16 protein-coding genes and 1 pseudogene are annotated in these 12,058 nt (G+C 48.5%); 10 read left to right on the top strand and 7 right to left on the bottom strand.

Features of this window, described 5'->3' with window-relative positions:
• The first annotated feature begins 208 nt into the window (after positions 1–208).
• Entirely contained in the window at positions 209–598 is a 390-nt protein-coding gene (locus SIK69_RS13930) for a hypothetical protein (RefSeq protein WP_319786368.1), read from the top strand.
• Between the two features lie 306 nt (positions 599–904).
• Here SIK69_RS13930 and SIK69_RS13925 read toward each other — a convergent pair whose 3' ends face one another.
• Positions 905–1,543: a helix-turn-helix domain-containing protein gene (locus SIK69_RS13925; RefSeq protein ID WP_319626569.1), complete on the bottom strand. Its 639-nt coding sequence runs from the start codon at positions 1,541–1,543 to the stop codon at positions 905–907.
• 525 nt (positions 1,544–2,068) lie between these two features.
• On the opposite strand from SIK69_RS13925, the gene tnpA reads away from it, so the two are divergent.
• Together tnpA and tnpB are read left to right on the top strand one after the other, a co-directional pair.
• Entirely contained in the window at positions 2,069–2,704 is a 636-nt protein-coding gene (gene tnpA / locus SIK69_RS13920) for an IS66-like element accessory protein TnpA (RefSeq protein WP_319786371.1), read from the top strand.
• Positions 2,701–2,955, top strand: a pseudogene (gene tnpB / locus SIK69_RS13915) (IS66 family insertion sequence element accessory protein TnpB); the annotation flags it as partial. The gene tnpA and the pseudogene tnpB, both read left to right, overlap by 4 nt.
• Positions 2,956–3,375: 420 nt before the next feature.
• On the opposite strand, the gene SIK69_RS13910 reads toward tnpB, so the two are convergent.
• From SIK69_RS13910 to repA, 5 genes are all read right to left on the bottom strand, one after another.
• Entirely contained in the window at positions 3,376–3,552 is a 177-nt protein-coding gene (locus tag SIK69_RS13910) for a type II toxin-antitoxin system Phd/YefM family antitoxin (RefSeq protein WP_319786367.1), read from the bottom strand.
• Between the two features lie 232 nt (positions 3,553–3,784).
• Positions 3,785–4,147, bottom strand: coding sequence for a helix-turn-helix domain-containing transcriptional regulator (locus SIK69_RS13905; RefSeq protein ID WP_319786366.1), 363 nt, complete (start codon positions 4,145–4,147; stop codon positions 3,785–3,787).
• A complete protein-coding gene (locus SIK69_RS13900; RefSeq protein WP_319786365.1) occupies positions 4,144–4,476 on the bottom strand; it encodes a type II toxin-antitoxin system RelE/ParE family toxin in 333 nt (110 codons plus the stop codon). The genes SIK69_RS13905 and SIK69_RS13900 overlap by 4 nt, the downstream gene beginning before the upstream one ends.
• Before the next feature lie 377 nt (positions 4,477–4,853).
• The gene (locus SIK69_RS23005) at positions 4,854–4,952 is read right to left on the bottom strand and encodes a replication-associated protein RepA4 (RefSeq protein ID WP_510467968.1); all 99 of its coding nucleotides are present in this window, start codon (positions 4,950–4,952) and stop codon (positions 4,854–4,856) included.
• A 510-nt stretch (positions 4,953–5,462) separates the two neighbouring features.
• The gene (gene repA, locus SIK69_RS13895; protein ID WP_319786364.1) at positions 5,463–6,320 is read right to left on the bottom strand and encodes an incFII family plasmid replication initiator RepA; all 858 of its coding nucleotides are present in this window, start codon (positions 6,318–6,320) and stop codon (positions 5,463–5,465) included.
• Positions 6,321–6,796: 476 nt separating this feature from the next.
• Between repA and SIK69_RS13890 the strand changes: the two genes are divergently transcribed.
• Positions 6,797–7,531 carry a LuxR C-terminal-related transcriptional regulator gene (locus tag SIK69_RS13890; RefSeq protein WP_319786363.1) on the top strand — a complete coding sequence of 245 codons (735 nt, stop codon included), beginning with the start codon at positions 6,797–6,799 and terminating at the stop codon, positions 7,529–7,531.
• 145 nt (positions 7,532–7,676) lie between these two features.
• Positions 7,677–8,000: a helix-turn-helix domain-containing protein gene (locus SIK69_RS13885; RefSeq protein ID WP_319786362.1), complete on the top strand. Its 324-nt coding sequence runs from the start codon at positions 7,677–7,679 to the stop codon at positions 7,998–8,000.
• A 134-nt stretch (positions 8,001–8,134) separates the two neighbouring features.
• Here the strand turns inward: SIK69_RS13885 and SIK69_RS13880 are convergent, their stop codons facing one another.
• On the bottom strand, positions 8,135–8,506 hold the full coding sequence (locus tag SIK69_RS13880; protein WP_319786361.1) for a helix-turn-helix domain-containing protein: 372 nt from the start codon (positions 8,504–8,506) through the stop codon (positions 8,135–8,137).
• 195 nt (positions 8,507–8,701) lie between these two features.
• On the opposite strand from SIK69_RS13880, the gene SIK69_RS13875 reads away from it, so the two are divergent.
• From SIK69_RS13875 to pilM, 5 genes are all read left to right on the top strand, one after another.
• On the top strand, positions 8,702–9,316 hold the full coding sequence (locus tag SIK69_RS13875) for a transcription termination/antitermination NusG family protein (protein WP_374941356.1): 615 nt from the start codon (positions 8,702–8,704) through the stop codon (positions 9,314–9,316).
• 233 nt (positions 9,317–9,549) lie between these two features.
• Positions 9,550–10,245 (top strand): hypothetical protein, encoded by a 696-nt coding sequence (locus SIK69_RS13870; RefSeq protein WP_319786359.1) that lies wholly within the window; start codon positions 9,550–9,552, stop codon positions 10,243–10,245.
• Positions 10,246–10,256: 11 nt separating this feature from the next.
• Positions 10,257–10,457: a hypothetical protein gene (locus SIK69_RS13865; protein ID WP_319786358.1), complete on the top strand. Its 201-nt coding sequence runs from the start codon at positions 10,257–10,259 to the stop codon at positions 10,455–10,457.
• Between the two features lie 56 nt (positions 10,458–10,513).
• Positions 10,514–11,572: a toxin co-regulated pilus biosynthesis Q family protein gene (locus tag SIK69_RS13860; RefSeq protein WP_319786357.1), complete on the top strand. Its 1,059-nt coding sequence runs from the start codon at positions 10,514–10,516 to the stop codon at positions 11,570–11,572.
• 46 nt (positions 11,573–11,618) lie between these two features.
• On the top strand, positions 11,619–12,044 hold the full coding sequence (gene pilM / locus SIK69_RS13855) for a type IV pilus biogenesis protein PilM (protein WP_319786356.1): 426 nt from the start codon (positions 11,619–11,621) through the stop codon (positions 12,042–12,044).
• Positions 12,045–12,058 lie beyond the last annotated feature (14 nt).

The raw sequence follows: 12,058 nt of genomic DNA, 5'->3' as shown, positions 1-12,058 counted from the left end.
CTGGTTTCCCATAAACCAGGGGTGGTTTTTAAAATCCAGTTCGCCCGGTGTAGTTCTTCGCGAACAACAACCGAAGTGCAATTTCAATGTAGTACATATCCGTGAATAGCCGAGCAGTTTGTACAACCGGTATTTATTCAAACTAAACAGTTATATATTTAAATCTATCCCTGTATATTGTGTTTAATAAATATGATATGAGGTGCTCATGGATTACTGGTATCACGCAACCAACGAATATTTTGAAAAATGGCATGTGGCAGGTGCTACCTCTCAGCTAAAACCTGAACTCCTTCCTCATTCGTTTATCTCCTTCTCCAGAGATGAAGAACAACTTCAAGGGGCAGGAACTGGACGTTGTAGAACTACTGTTCTCTCAGATGCCCTTATCGTTAATCTGCTCGATGATGAAGTATTCTCAAGGCAACTCTGGGAAGAGTTTCGTATACACTCCTTCGGGCGTTACCATATCGCATCAGCCCGTTTCGCAGAATGTCAGGATATGTGTGCAACAGGGAAAATACTACGCCCACAAATTATTATGGATGGAGAAGCTATTATGGGGTCGGTTTGGGAAACGAAAATTATTGTACGTTAGGAGTGTTTTTTAACCGATGCAGATAAGTAACTGATTGATTTATCGTGATCAGCTATCGCTTTTTGGTTATTGCATTCATTCTATCGCATATAGGTTATCTCATTACATCAAAAGACCAGCTAAGCCCCCTATGGCGCGGGAGTACACCCTATTGCTACAGGTAAGTCTGTTCAAAAAATAGGCTTGCCGTACAATGATTCTCTATATCCAAACTGACCCCATTTATTACGTCAATGACAGAGCACCCCAACTCTATGGAACGACAACTGCTTGCTGGCCTTAGGCATATATTTAGGTATTCAAGGTTTATAAAGTCTCTGGAAGAGGGGCGTGGATAGCAATTATCCTTCCTTTTTCCATTGTCATCACTCCTCGTTCCTTCAGCGTAGAAAGCACACTAAAAATATAACCTTTAGATAAAGATGTACGCTTCAGGATGTAACTCCCTAATCCTTCAATTTGTCTGGGTTCGTTATAATAATGTTCGATAAGGGATTTTATGGTCTGGTAGCCTCCTCCTGTACAGCGCTCACGGTAGATAGCCAGGAGGGAGTTAAGCATGGTTGATTTCAGTGTAATCAGGGTCCGTATGAGGTGAATATTTTCTTGAGTATATATGGACTCCAGTTTGCTGAGAGGCACCTGAAGTAATTTGACGGGAGTGGCTGCGCGATAGTTTAAAGAAAATTCTTTGAATAAGAGCTCAGGAAGACCAACTGGCATGTAACGAAAAGCATAATCAATTATTTTATCTTCTTTCTGAAGGGATATTTCGAGCTGACCGTCAATCACAAAATAAACTGTAGCATGGGTCGGTTGGATATACTCTCGCCGCTTTAAAAATATTTCTTTGGAAAATGGCCTCAAAAAGGATATGAAAGTTTCTGCATCATATTCAGATAGCGCTACCTGATGAACTGTCAAAGATGGTTCTTCATACTGCACGCTTCCCTCCCATTAAACTTAATAGATTAACAATTAAAAGTGTATATATACTGATATAAGCGCCGGGTTATGATTGCATGGGAAACCTTCAAAAAACGTGACTCTCCTCACAATAAATCATGCAAAGATAAATTTAAATATAAATATAAATATAAATATAAATATAAATATAAATAAATTATTGATTGTTAATGACATTATTTAAGTAATTTCGATTTTTAGACAGCCCATGGCAAGGCCTGTCTAAATTACTTATACCGGGGCGAGATGGCGCCAGCCGTCAGCGTTTCCTGAGACAGGTAACAATAGATGATTATCATTTAAACGTAAGCGTACAGCGAGAGCCGTCTGGTCATAATCTGACGAATTCGACAAAGTGGTGTCCACCAAATAGTAGTGGGAACCAAATTGTCAGATATGCAGAAAAATATGACTCCCGGCGTAAGCGCCTCATGGAGGACGTCTGTCAGCGTCCCTTCGGTTCAGAGAAAATAATGTCCATCATTTATAATGGACATTATCGCCATGAAATACCGGACATTACTCCTCGATGCGCTGCACTTACATTTTGATGAGCGTTTACCCCGGCTCGAAGTCGGTCGCCGCCTGGGTATTCCTAAAAGCACTATCTGTGATTTTTTTGTTCGCTTCGCAAAGCACGAAATAAGCTGGCCGTTACCTGCTGACATGCAGTCCGAAAAACTCGAATCCCTGCTTTATCCCGGCAAGGGCACAGCACACTTGCCTGAAACCTCTGAACCTGTTTTACCCGAAGCTCCCGCCGTCCGTAAGCGACCACGCAGGCCCAATTTTCCCGATGAGTTCAAAATCGCACTGGCAGAAAAGTTGCTGGAGCCGGGGGTTAACGTCGCACAACTGGCACGTGAACACGGCATTAACGACAACCTGTTGTTCAACTGGCGTAACCTGTATAAACGCGGACTGCTGTGCCCTCGCTCCGATGGCCCGCTGCTGCTCCCTGTCGCCCTCGGTGAAGCAACGGTGGTGGCCGGGCAACCGGCATCGGCAACAACACAATCTTCAGCCGACGACTCCTGTTGTGAGCTGGAGTTCCCCTCCGGCACCCTGCGAATAAAGGGACAGATGACGCCCGAACTTCTACGCATGCTGATCGGCGAAATGAAAGCAGGTGCGCAATGAGTATGCTGCCAGCGGGGACGCGTATCTGGATAGTGGCTGGCGTGACCGATATGCGCAACGGGTTCAACGAGCTGGCCTCGAAGGTGCAGAACGCGCTGAAAGACAATCCGTTCTCCGGTCAGGTCTTCATCTTCCGGGGGCGACGGGGAGACATGATCAAAGTGCTGTGGGCTGACGCTGACGGCCTGTGCCTGTTCATCAAGCGACTGGAGCGTGGGCGCTTCATCTGGCCAGTCACCCGGGACGGCAAAGGGGTTTGAAGGCCAATGGAGCGAAAACGTACGTTAGTGGAGTAACTGTCTGATATATAGAAACATAATGGGCATAGAAAAACGCCCTTAAAATAGTGTGTTTTTAATCGAAAATGGCATTTAACGGACAGTGTTGTCTACTAATCGATTTTTCAGACGTTCATTTTTTGCTTACCGTACGTTTTCGTACGGTTGGCCCTCCAACCCCATAAACTAGCGGTAAAGTGACATTATAAAATTGCAGTAACAACCTTAGTGCGCATAATCTAGCTTATGTTAAATCATGAGGGTATAGTGATTGGAATCTATGCGCTAAATGTGATTTCTGTAATCTGGCAGCAATTACCATGCGTTCCCCCTTCTGTAGTTTGCCGGTGAGTTCTTCAGGGCATGAAGGGTTTTACCATGCTCTGTAAACAGTCAGTGATAATCAGCCTCTGACTCAACTTTTGTCATGTCTTCATAGGGTTCTGCCGCAACGAAAATCACAGATTTTCCTGAACGCTGGATTATGATTAAGGGCTCGCCATTAGCAACATCATCATCGAGTACGCGCGCCTGTTTATCCCGTGCATCAGTGTAATGAATAGATTTCATTGAATCGCCTCTCGAAATAGACTGAAGCGTTACATTACACCTCAGCCACTCACTGTAACTCAATTCTAAGCGAACATTATGTTAAATTGCTTTTGAACTCACCTGTCAATTGTAATCTATCCTGTTCAATTTCAGCGTGCGCTAGGTGGACTCTGACTACGTTAAGTTACAATTTATACATCGCGCATACTTTCTTCCCACCACCGCTCACAAACTAGAAAAAAAATCATCATTAGTGCTGGGGTTTACTGAGTGTGAGTTGTAGACCCGCTACAGCAGCGAGCTGTGCAAGCGTGGTAATCGTAGGGTTACCGTTTTCAGATAACGCGCGATAAATACTTTGACGTGCAAGGCCTGTTTTTTTTGCTGCCTCGGCGATTCCACCGCGCGCCTCCAGAACACGACGTAAGGCGATCAGAAATCCTCCCAAACCACCCGGTTCGTTAATATCTTCAAGAGCTGTTTTAAGATATATATCGGCATAATCCGGATCGGCGCGAAGTTCCTCTACCATCAGTTTATCGCGGTCAATCGCAGGAGCATATTCAGTTCCTGCTGCCTCAACGGCAGGTTCCTTCTTCGTAGTTGCTGTCATAACTTAGCCCTCGATTTAAAGTCTTTGAGGTATTCCACTGCCTTATCTAAATCCGCACCCTGCGTTTTCTTGTTACCGCCGATAAGCAGGAGGATTATGTGTCCGCCTTCCATTGAGTAGTAAGCGCGATACCCAGGACCGTAATCAATTCTTAGCTCCCAGACACCCTCTCTTTCAAACTTATGGTCTCCGAAGTTTCCCGCTTCGGCGCGGTCAATCCGGACATCAATTTTTGCTGCCGCGAGCCTGTCTTTCTTTTTGAGTTTTTCCAGCCAAGTCTTAAACGGTTTATTTCCGTTTTCATCCTGGTAGAATTGCGATTTATACATCCGCATTTCCTCATTCCCTAAGCATGAAGTCATTGTCACTTAAGAGTGACAAATGTGCAAGCTATGTTGTCGCTTAAAAATGACATCATAGCCGTTCTTAAAAATAGGCGACTACTGAACTTTCATGTTACGCCACGGGTTAGTGTCGCCGGTAGCGCGGCGTAGCCGCCTCCGATGCCATATATCACGCAGACCCGCCCCTTCCCTGCACGACATTACGATATGAAAGCGACGCTGGAGCCTTTGTGCGCGGTCGGAGTGACCACAGCCAGGCGAAGCCGCAGATGGGGTGTAACTCCGCGTTAGCGAGCCGTGAGGCCGCTTACGAGCGTGTAACTCAAATCCTTCAGCGATGCTACTTACAGCGATCCCTCACTCTAGTTACAACATCCATCATTAAAAGCGATGCAGTTCCGGCCCTTCGGGCCGGGGCGGGGGCGCTTTTCAGTGGTGGGTGGGGCGCTGTGGTTGCAGATTTGCTCGGGTTGGGTTTGGGGGGTTGCTTAATCTTATGAATGTTGTAACTAGTTTTCACTCCTGCCCGCCATGTATGGCGGGTGCTACCTCTGGCCGCAACGCGGCTAATCCGAACCGACGCGAACGCATGTTCGCTGCAAGGGCGGCCGCCATTCATCTGTCCACAGGACGGGTGCCGAATAGGTTTTATCTTTAAAGGTAAGTAATAACAGTTCTTTAAAAGAAGGTAGATCGGAGTTTTAAAAGAAACCACGCACTTTTAAATCACCACGGCTGGCGCCCTGTAACGAAATCTACTGTATCTTAATGGAAAGCTCCCTTGCAGTTAACTGGGGGTAAACGAACCTGGCCTTTAAAAAGGCATCCAGCTTCAGTATTGCTGGCCATTTTGATGGTGGAATATGGGAAAAGTCAGTGTTTGCTTTGTCGATTAGTTCAAATAACTAGCAACAAAAAGATGCAGACGTGCAGATACCTCCGACAGCGGCCGGACTTATGGATAAATGTCATCAGGGAGTGACCGTGGCCAGCCTTGTGTAATTGTTGCCACGAGACATCAGCATGCGTTCCTTCACGCGACGTGCTTGCTCACGCCTTACCGCATCCAGGTTGCCAGTAAAACGACCTTCTGCAATCTCGCGTGTCAGCTGGTGTTTTACGATAGTTTCAATATCGCGACGGGAACGGTCGGCATCACGCCGGGCTCGGGCGCGCCTGAACCCATGGGACTTACGTTCGGCCTGATAGCTGCGGAATCGTTCACGTACGAATCGCCAGGCTTTCGCTATCAGCTCGTCCATCTCCAGTCGTGGCAGCTGTTGTTTCTCACGTTGCTGGTTTTCCCACTCAACACGGCTACGTCTGGCAGCCGTCACGGCCACATCAGAGACGTCGAGTGCGGAAAACAATGTCGGCGTGAAAGTGATGTCGGTTGGGATATTACAGCCAAGCAGCGGATCGTATTCAGTCTGGTAAGTAATTAATCCCAGCTCTGCCATAAACTTAAGCGCCCGGGTGGCGCGGGTTATGGACAGATTGCCGCTACCCGACTCCGTAGCCAGTCCGCATTCGATAGCCAGACTGGTAATAGAGCACTGGACGCGATTGGCCAATGGATCATAGTGGAAACACATTCCCTGCAACAGGGCATCGATGGCGCGGCGACGCAACACGGGCGGCATACGGTGCCGAACTCCCAGCGCACGCATAAACGCCACATGGATGGAGAAATCGAAACGGGATGTAAAGCCTACGGCTTTCGTCATCAGTTTGCGGCAGAAAGGTAGCGTCTTACTCCCCTCGCGCGGAACAAACTCCGGATTAGGGTTTTTGACCTGCCTATAAAAAGAAGGCTTTTTGTCAGTCACACCTGCCCGGACTTATGGCGGTCAGGTATTGTTTTCTGAAGTGCATGAGTTATAATCTCTCACAGGCTATAGCCTGCTTTCGACCCCCTGATATCTGCTCTCTTCCGCCAAGTTGCGAACAGATTTCGGGGGGTTTTTGCATTTAAGGTCCCATCAAAACAGGAGCTTTCCACTGAGCATTTCCGGATATGCCCATCCATTCTACAGTGCCGCAAAAAGCCACACTGTTTCAATTCCTTGACAGACCACTGAACTAAATGACTAGTCCGTCGCTGGCAAATATTACCCATTTTTGAACATCTTGCAACTCGATGATTCATGGAGAGTAGAAATTTACGTAAAATTAACATCGGAACTGACTGATAATACAGAAAATAGTGTTTACCACCTGACAAGTGGGCCTTCTCCGGCTTTTGATCTCTGCTCTTCAGGTCGTAATAGGTTGTTTTATAGCAAACATCTATTGCGGACAAAATATGCTCACGACACTCTCATGCGAACACGCAAAAACGGCAAATTCACCTACTGAAGGCACAATGTTACCGCCTCAGACGCTGCACTTCTTTACCCGAAGCGCAGAGCCTTGGGCCATTACAGATACTGCCTTTTGCTTTTTGTATGCCAATCAGGCTTATTTTGATTTGTTGAAGATCCCCGAAGACATAGCACAGAACATTACTGGCTCAGGCTATGGCAACGTTCCCGTTCTGGCTCCTCTTGAGGATGGGCTGATTACTCATGATAAGAGAGTCATCCAGACCGGCCAGCGTATCGAGGCAATAGGCACGGTGCTGGTCGATAGTGATTTCCATTCATTTATCTTTGAGAAATTCCCCTTTTTTAGTGCTGAAGGACAGATTGCTGGCACGATATCGCACCTGAAAACATTTAAACGGCTCTCAATGCACTATTTCCTTGAAATGCCCTTCTGCGGCAAAGCAACCTTTACTCCCCCCACCACCTTCCTTTCTAAGCGAGAATGGGAAGTTCTGTTCCTGTTGTATCGTGGCTTACAACGGGCTCAAATTGCACAGCGCCTGGGGATTTCGGAGTATTCTGCAAGAAATGTTGTCTCTCGCTTGTTTTTAAAAACGGCTGTCAACTCGAAAGAGCAACTGTTAAATTTGGGACTAAAGCAAGGCTGGCACTTGTATGTCCCTCCAACATTTGTATCCCCTGGTTATGATCTGATATTTGAAGACGATCTTTGAATCTAGCCTATTTCATTTAAAGAAAATAGGTGCAATGAGTACAGGTACATTTTGCACCTATTTTTCCGTTTTTTATTTCTTAAAATAGTCAATATCGTTACGGCATTTTAACCTTTTCATCGGATACAATAATTAAGGACATGCAGTGTTTAACATAAGTGGCATTTTAAATCTTCGTCGCATATTCCCTGAGTTAACTGATGCAGAATTCATGGTATTGATGCATTATGCTCAGGGAACGAGTGTTGATTGTACAGCCGACATCATGAAATTGTCAGTTGCAGCCATTAAGCAGACACTCCAGCGCACCCGGAATAAGCTGATGCTGGAGAAGCTCGAATCTGCTCGCGGACTTTACAACGCCAGGATCCATACAGCCTTAGTGTCGGCAGAGAGCCTCAGCAGCAGTCGTCACGAGGCGATGCCGAAATACAGTTTTAATAAAAACTCAGAAAATCGCGCAAACTGATTAATATTCAGCCTGATTTGTATCCCACAGGTATCTAACTTTACCCCCAATAATATGAGATGATCACTCACTCACTAGGCTTAGATACCTCATCATATTTCTCCGCCAAGGTATAGGGTGAAATCAGAGCTGAACTATTGGGAAGACTTGTTGATGAACTGCAATAGCCGCTCAACCATTTTCTTTGACTCCTCAAGTGAAGATTTATATTTCTTCGCTTCTTGCTCTGCATTGAAAAATGGATTCAGAACTTCACTATTTTTAGTGCGGTGATATTGAAGGATCTTTTCTGCAAAGCCATCATCAATGGTATAAAAATAACTCTCTGGATAGTCCAGGACCTTTGCTATGCGAACAATAACATCGAAAGACGGCGTAAAACGACCGACCTCATAATTGGAGAGACGAGAACGAGGGTTGCTGCCATCAACTTCAATGAGTTCAGCCAGCTCTTTTTGTGATAGCCCTGCGGCTTTCCGTGCTGCTTTTAGTCGCTTAGGGACCATGTTCTTCCACCTCGTGTACGTGAGGACATGATACAAACCGCATGGATGTCTGAAACCGATTATCGTCCATTAAATCAAACATGCTTGACTTAATGTCTGTGAGTAAATAACATGCATCTCGTACTCCGTTCTACCGCCAAGAGAACGGAATGCATTCAACAAGAATAGACTTAGCGTTGTTGCTGTCAGAACTGCATGAAGCTGAGAGAGACAGCCACTGCTTCAGCGATATCGCTCAGTGTATTCGGCCCCACCGAATACAGAATGACCCATACGGGGATCGGTTCGGGCGAGAGCATGATGAACATTGAACAACTTCATGGGCAAAACTGGTACCTGGCCCAGTACATTACCGGCGGCCAGAACCGCGAAAAACTTTTCTCCTGGCTTTCAGACCTTCACATCACTCCCTGGACACCGTTAACCGTTAACGTTGTTCGTCGCTCGGATAAATTAAACAGTTACCGTCGGCGTATCGCCCCACTTTTCCCAGGCTATTTTTTCCTGAAGGCCAACCTGGCCACACAGCCCGTCGATACCATTCGACGCCACTCGGCCTTCTGCAGTTTTGTCATGAATGGCTCGCAGATTGCGCCGCTTCAGTCTTCTGTAGTGACCGGCCTGATGAAGCTTCATCCGGACCCGACTCTGAATCTGAACGCCAGTGATGAACTCGAAGCCGCATCGAAAGCCTGGCTTTCAGACTCACAATATCAATACCTTTTAAATCTGGATCAGGAGACCCGCCCTGTTTCACGCGTTGCGCTCCTGATGAACCTGGTTTTTGAGCCCGGACAACAGGGATTCTGACTCCCCCCTGCAGTCCAGTACCCTTTCCCCGGCATAACGCCGTGGCTTTTTTCTCCCGACACACTATTCCTGATACCCATCGCCGGGTCCCGGCAATGGTGCCTGAACCGGTCCCGCCCTGGACCCCCTGTCCTCTTTCCCGGTTTGCCAGTGCTGGCGTTTTTCTTCTGGCGGGTGAAAGACCAGGCGCCATTGCCAGAATCAGGTAGTGCCACTTACTGAAGGACGACACCGTGTACCCCGTTGATAATTCTGTACCGCACCTGCTCTGGTGCATTCTGGTTGCCCTACGAACTGCCGAGGAAGATTCACCATTTACCTCTGAAACGGCTCGCCGGCGCTTTATCTCCGACTGGCTGGATATGGGCCGTGACAACCCTAATTTTCGGGGTATGGCCTCCGAGTTCACCTCCCTTCGTGAACTGTTAGAAAAAACGGATAAAGCCACCCGCGTGATGGACACGCTCAGTACGCTGCTTGACCACGCGTATGCTGCTGAACAGTGCGACCTGTTTCGCTTCCGCTCAGCGTTTAACACATTGCTTCAGCTTGGCTGGCAGCACATCGTCTGCCGTTATCCTGAAAACATCACTGCCGAGTTGATGGAAAGAAGAAAAGGCGATCGCAGACATCTGCTGCAGCTGACCCGCACAGAGCAGGCCTTTCATCCCGTCGGGAATATGGTGCAGCCGGTCACCTTCCAGCTCCTTTTTTCCAGAAAGGACGCGGAGCAGTTGGATGCAGAAACAACATTCCATCAGGAAGGTTTTCAGGTGGTTTACGCCAGAAAGGAGCTATGCCTGACAAAGGACCGCATTATTCGCACCCTGCATATCGGTACCCCGTCGCTCCCGGAGGAAGAATGGAATCCACAGCAACAGGACATCTGGCTACCGGAAAGCGGCCCAGTCCAGAAGGCGTATCACTGAGGGCGTATACCATGAGCTTAACCGTTACTGACCGGGACTTGCGCGAATTGCATATTCGCCGGGCAGCTGCAGTGGTGGCCTTCAAACGTGCCTGCCGCGTTCGCGCAAAAGCGCCGGACAAAATGCCGTTCAGCAGCCTGACGGCTTTACGTACCGAAATTGACGATGCAGAGGAGGACATTCAGACATTCCAGCAAGACCATCTGTGCTGATCTTCATTCCCCTTCAGCGCACCACTTTCCACGGTACTTCACTGACGATTACGCCTATGAAAATCATGCATACCTCTGTGCTGCTTCCGGTATTACTGGGCGGCTGCAGCCTGTCTCACACGGAGCAGACTGACGTTGATGCCCGGCAATTCGTGGATGGACAGATAACCACCCAGCTGCAGCGTATTGCCGAGGCACAGAAAACTCTGCAGCAGGCTTCCCGAACCGTTACACCGAAAGTTCAACCGGTGACCAGACCTGTCTCCGGCCCAACCAGTCCCCCCCCGGTCTCAGCCACCGGCTCTCTGCATGGGTTGTCCGCTATCAAATCGCTGGGCACCCCGGAACCGTATTCAGTTGTCAGACTGAATGCCCGAAATCTGAAACTTGATGTCATGCTTCGGGCCATTATTCCTCCAGGCTGGACGCCGGTAATTTCAGCCGATCTGAAACGCAAATTTACGTCAACACTCAGCATGACGGCTAACGACCAGTGGCCTTATGTCCTTGAAAAATTGCTTGAGCAAAACGGCTGGGTAGCACTGATTGACTGGCCTAATAAACAGGTTTCTGTGGCATACCGGACACCGGCATTCTCAGCCAGCCCTCCGGTAACATCCTCCCCACTGCCGCGACCTGAACTGAGTAAATCGACCGGGTCTTCCTCTGGTGTGAAAACAACCCCGTCACCGGCAGCTACACCTCGCAATCCCTTCAGTGACACACGGGGAACAGCAAGTACGGCAGCGCCTGCCCCTGCCTCACCGCCCGGAAAACCACTGATCACAGCACCATCGGTTCCTAAAATCACCCCGATACCAAAGCCGCTACCTGTACCAAAAGTGTGGCGCATTAGCGCCGGCAACACGCTGAAAGACGCGCTGTTCAACTGGGCCGCGGCGGAGAAATGCACCACACCAGGGGTAAGCAATTGGACCGTTGCCTGGTTGACCTCCGTGAATTACCGGGTCGATGCCCCCCTTCAGTTTGAGGGTTCTTTCCGTGAGGCACTGAACAAGCTGTTCACGTTGTACGGCACAGCCCAGGTACCGTTGTATGCCGGCGTCCGCAACGCACAGTGCGTAGTGTCAGTTGATGATAAGGAAATCCACTGATGAACCTTCAGCCACACAAGCCGGGTAAGCCCGGGGAGGTTGGCCAATGATCTACTGGATATTGTCTGCCTTTCTGGGCCTCATGGTCTGGATGAATGTGCCTCCACATGATCAGGCGGGTCAGCAGCTGCAGGAACGCATTTTGAGCCAGCGAGCCGCACAGACCGTCAGTTACATCAACGAGATCAACGACTGGCGTTACAAGAACCCTTCCCGTACAGACGGCGTTATCCCTGACAGCTCTCTGGGCTGGTCATCGGTACGGGACTTACACAACGTGTTGCAGGCAGGTCGGGTTTATGTCTGGCAACCGGATTCGCCCGGACTGATGTCAGCTATCCTGGCACAAACCCGCCAGTCTGCGCTGGTCGGGCGGGTTGTTGCTCGTCGCCTGATCGACAGCACCGGGAATGACATGCAGGTTACGGTCCCTGCCAGTATTGCAAACGGTAGCCTGGTGTACCTCAACTAATCCCTCCAACCTCA

The sequence above is a fragment of the Scandinavium lactucae genome (genome assembly GCF_033843265.1).
GTDB lineage: Bacteria > Pseudomonadota > Gammaproteobacteria > Enterobacterales > Enterobacteriaceae > Scandinavium > Scandinavium lactucae.
The sequence above is the reverse complement of the archived record's forward strand: the minus strand, read 5'-3'. Positions and strand labels throughout refer to the sequence as shown.

Bases quoted from the DNA above. Each gene is read 5' to 3' on its own strand.
- SIK69_RS13910 (WP_319786367.1), bottom strand. From the start codon at position 3,552: ATGAAATCTATTCATTACACTGATGCACGGGATAAACAGGCGCGCGTA.
- SIK69_RS13875 (WP_374941356.1), top strand. From the start codon at position 8,702: ATGAAGCTGAGAGAGACAGCCACTGCTTCAGCGATATCGCTCAGTGTA.
- SIK69_RS13865 (WP_319786358.1), top strand. From the start codon at position 10,257: ATGAGCTTAACCGTTACTGACCGGGACTTGCGCGAATTGCATATTCGC.
- SIK69_RS13890 (WP_319786363.1), top strand. From the start codon at position 6,797: ATGCTCACGACACTCTCATGCGAACACGCAAAAACGGCAAATTCACCT.
- SIK69_RS13880 (WP_319786361.1), bottom strand. From the start codon at position 8,506: ATGGTCCCTAAGCGACTAAAAGCAGCACGGAAAGCCGCAGGGCTATCA.
- SIK69_RS13905 (WP_319786366.1), bottom strand. From the start codon at position 4,147: ATGACAGCAACTACGAAGAAGGAACCTGCCGTTGAGGCAGCAGGAACT.
- SIK69_RS13930 (WP_319786368.1), top strand. From the start codon at position 209: ATGGATTACTGGTATCACGCAACCAACGAATATTTTGAAAAATGGCAT.
- tnpA (WP_319786371.1), top strand. From the start codon at position 2,069: ATGAAATACCGGACATTACTCCTCGATGCGCTGCACTTACATTTTGAT.
- SIK69_RS13860 (WP_319786357.1), top strand. From the start codon at position 10,514: ATGAAAATCATGCATACCTCTGTGCTGCTTCCGGTATTACTGGGCGGC.
- SIK69_RS13900 (WP_319786365.1), bottom strand. From the start codon at position 4,476: ATGTATAAATCGCAATTCTACCAGGATGAAAACGGAAATAAACCGTTT.
- pilM (WP_319786356.1), top strand. From the start codon at position 11,619: ATGATCTACTGGATATTGTCTGCCTTTCTGGGCCTCATGGTCTGGATG.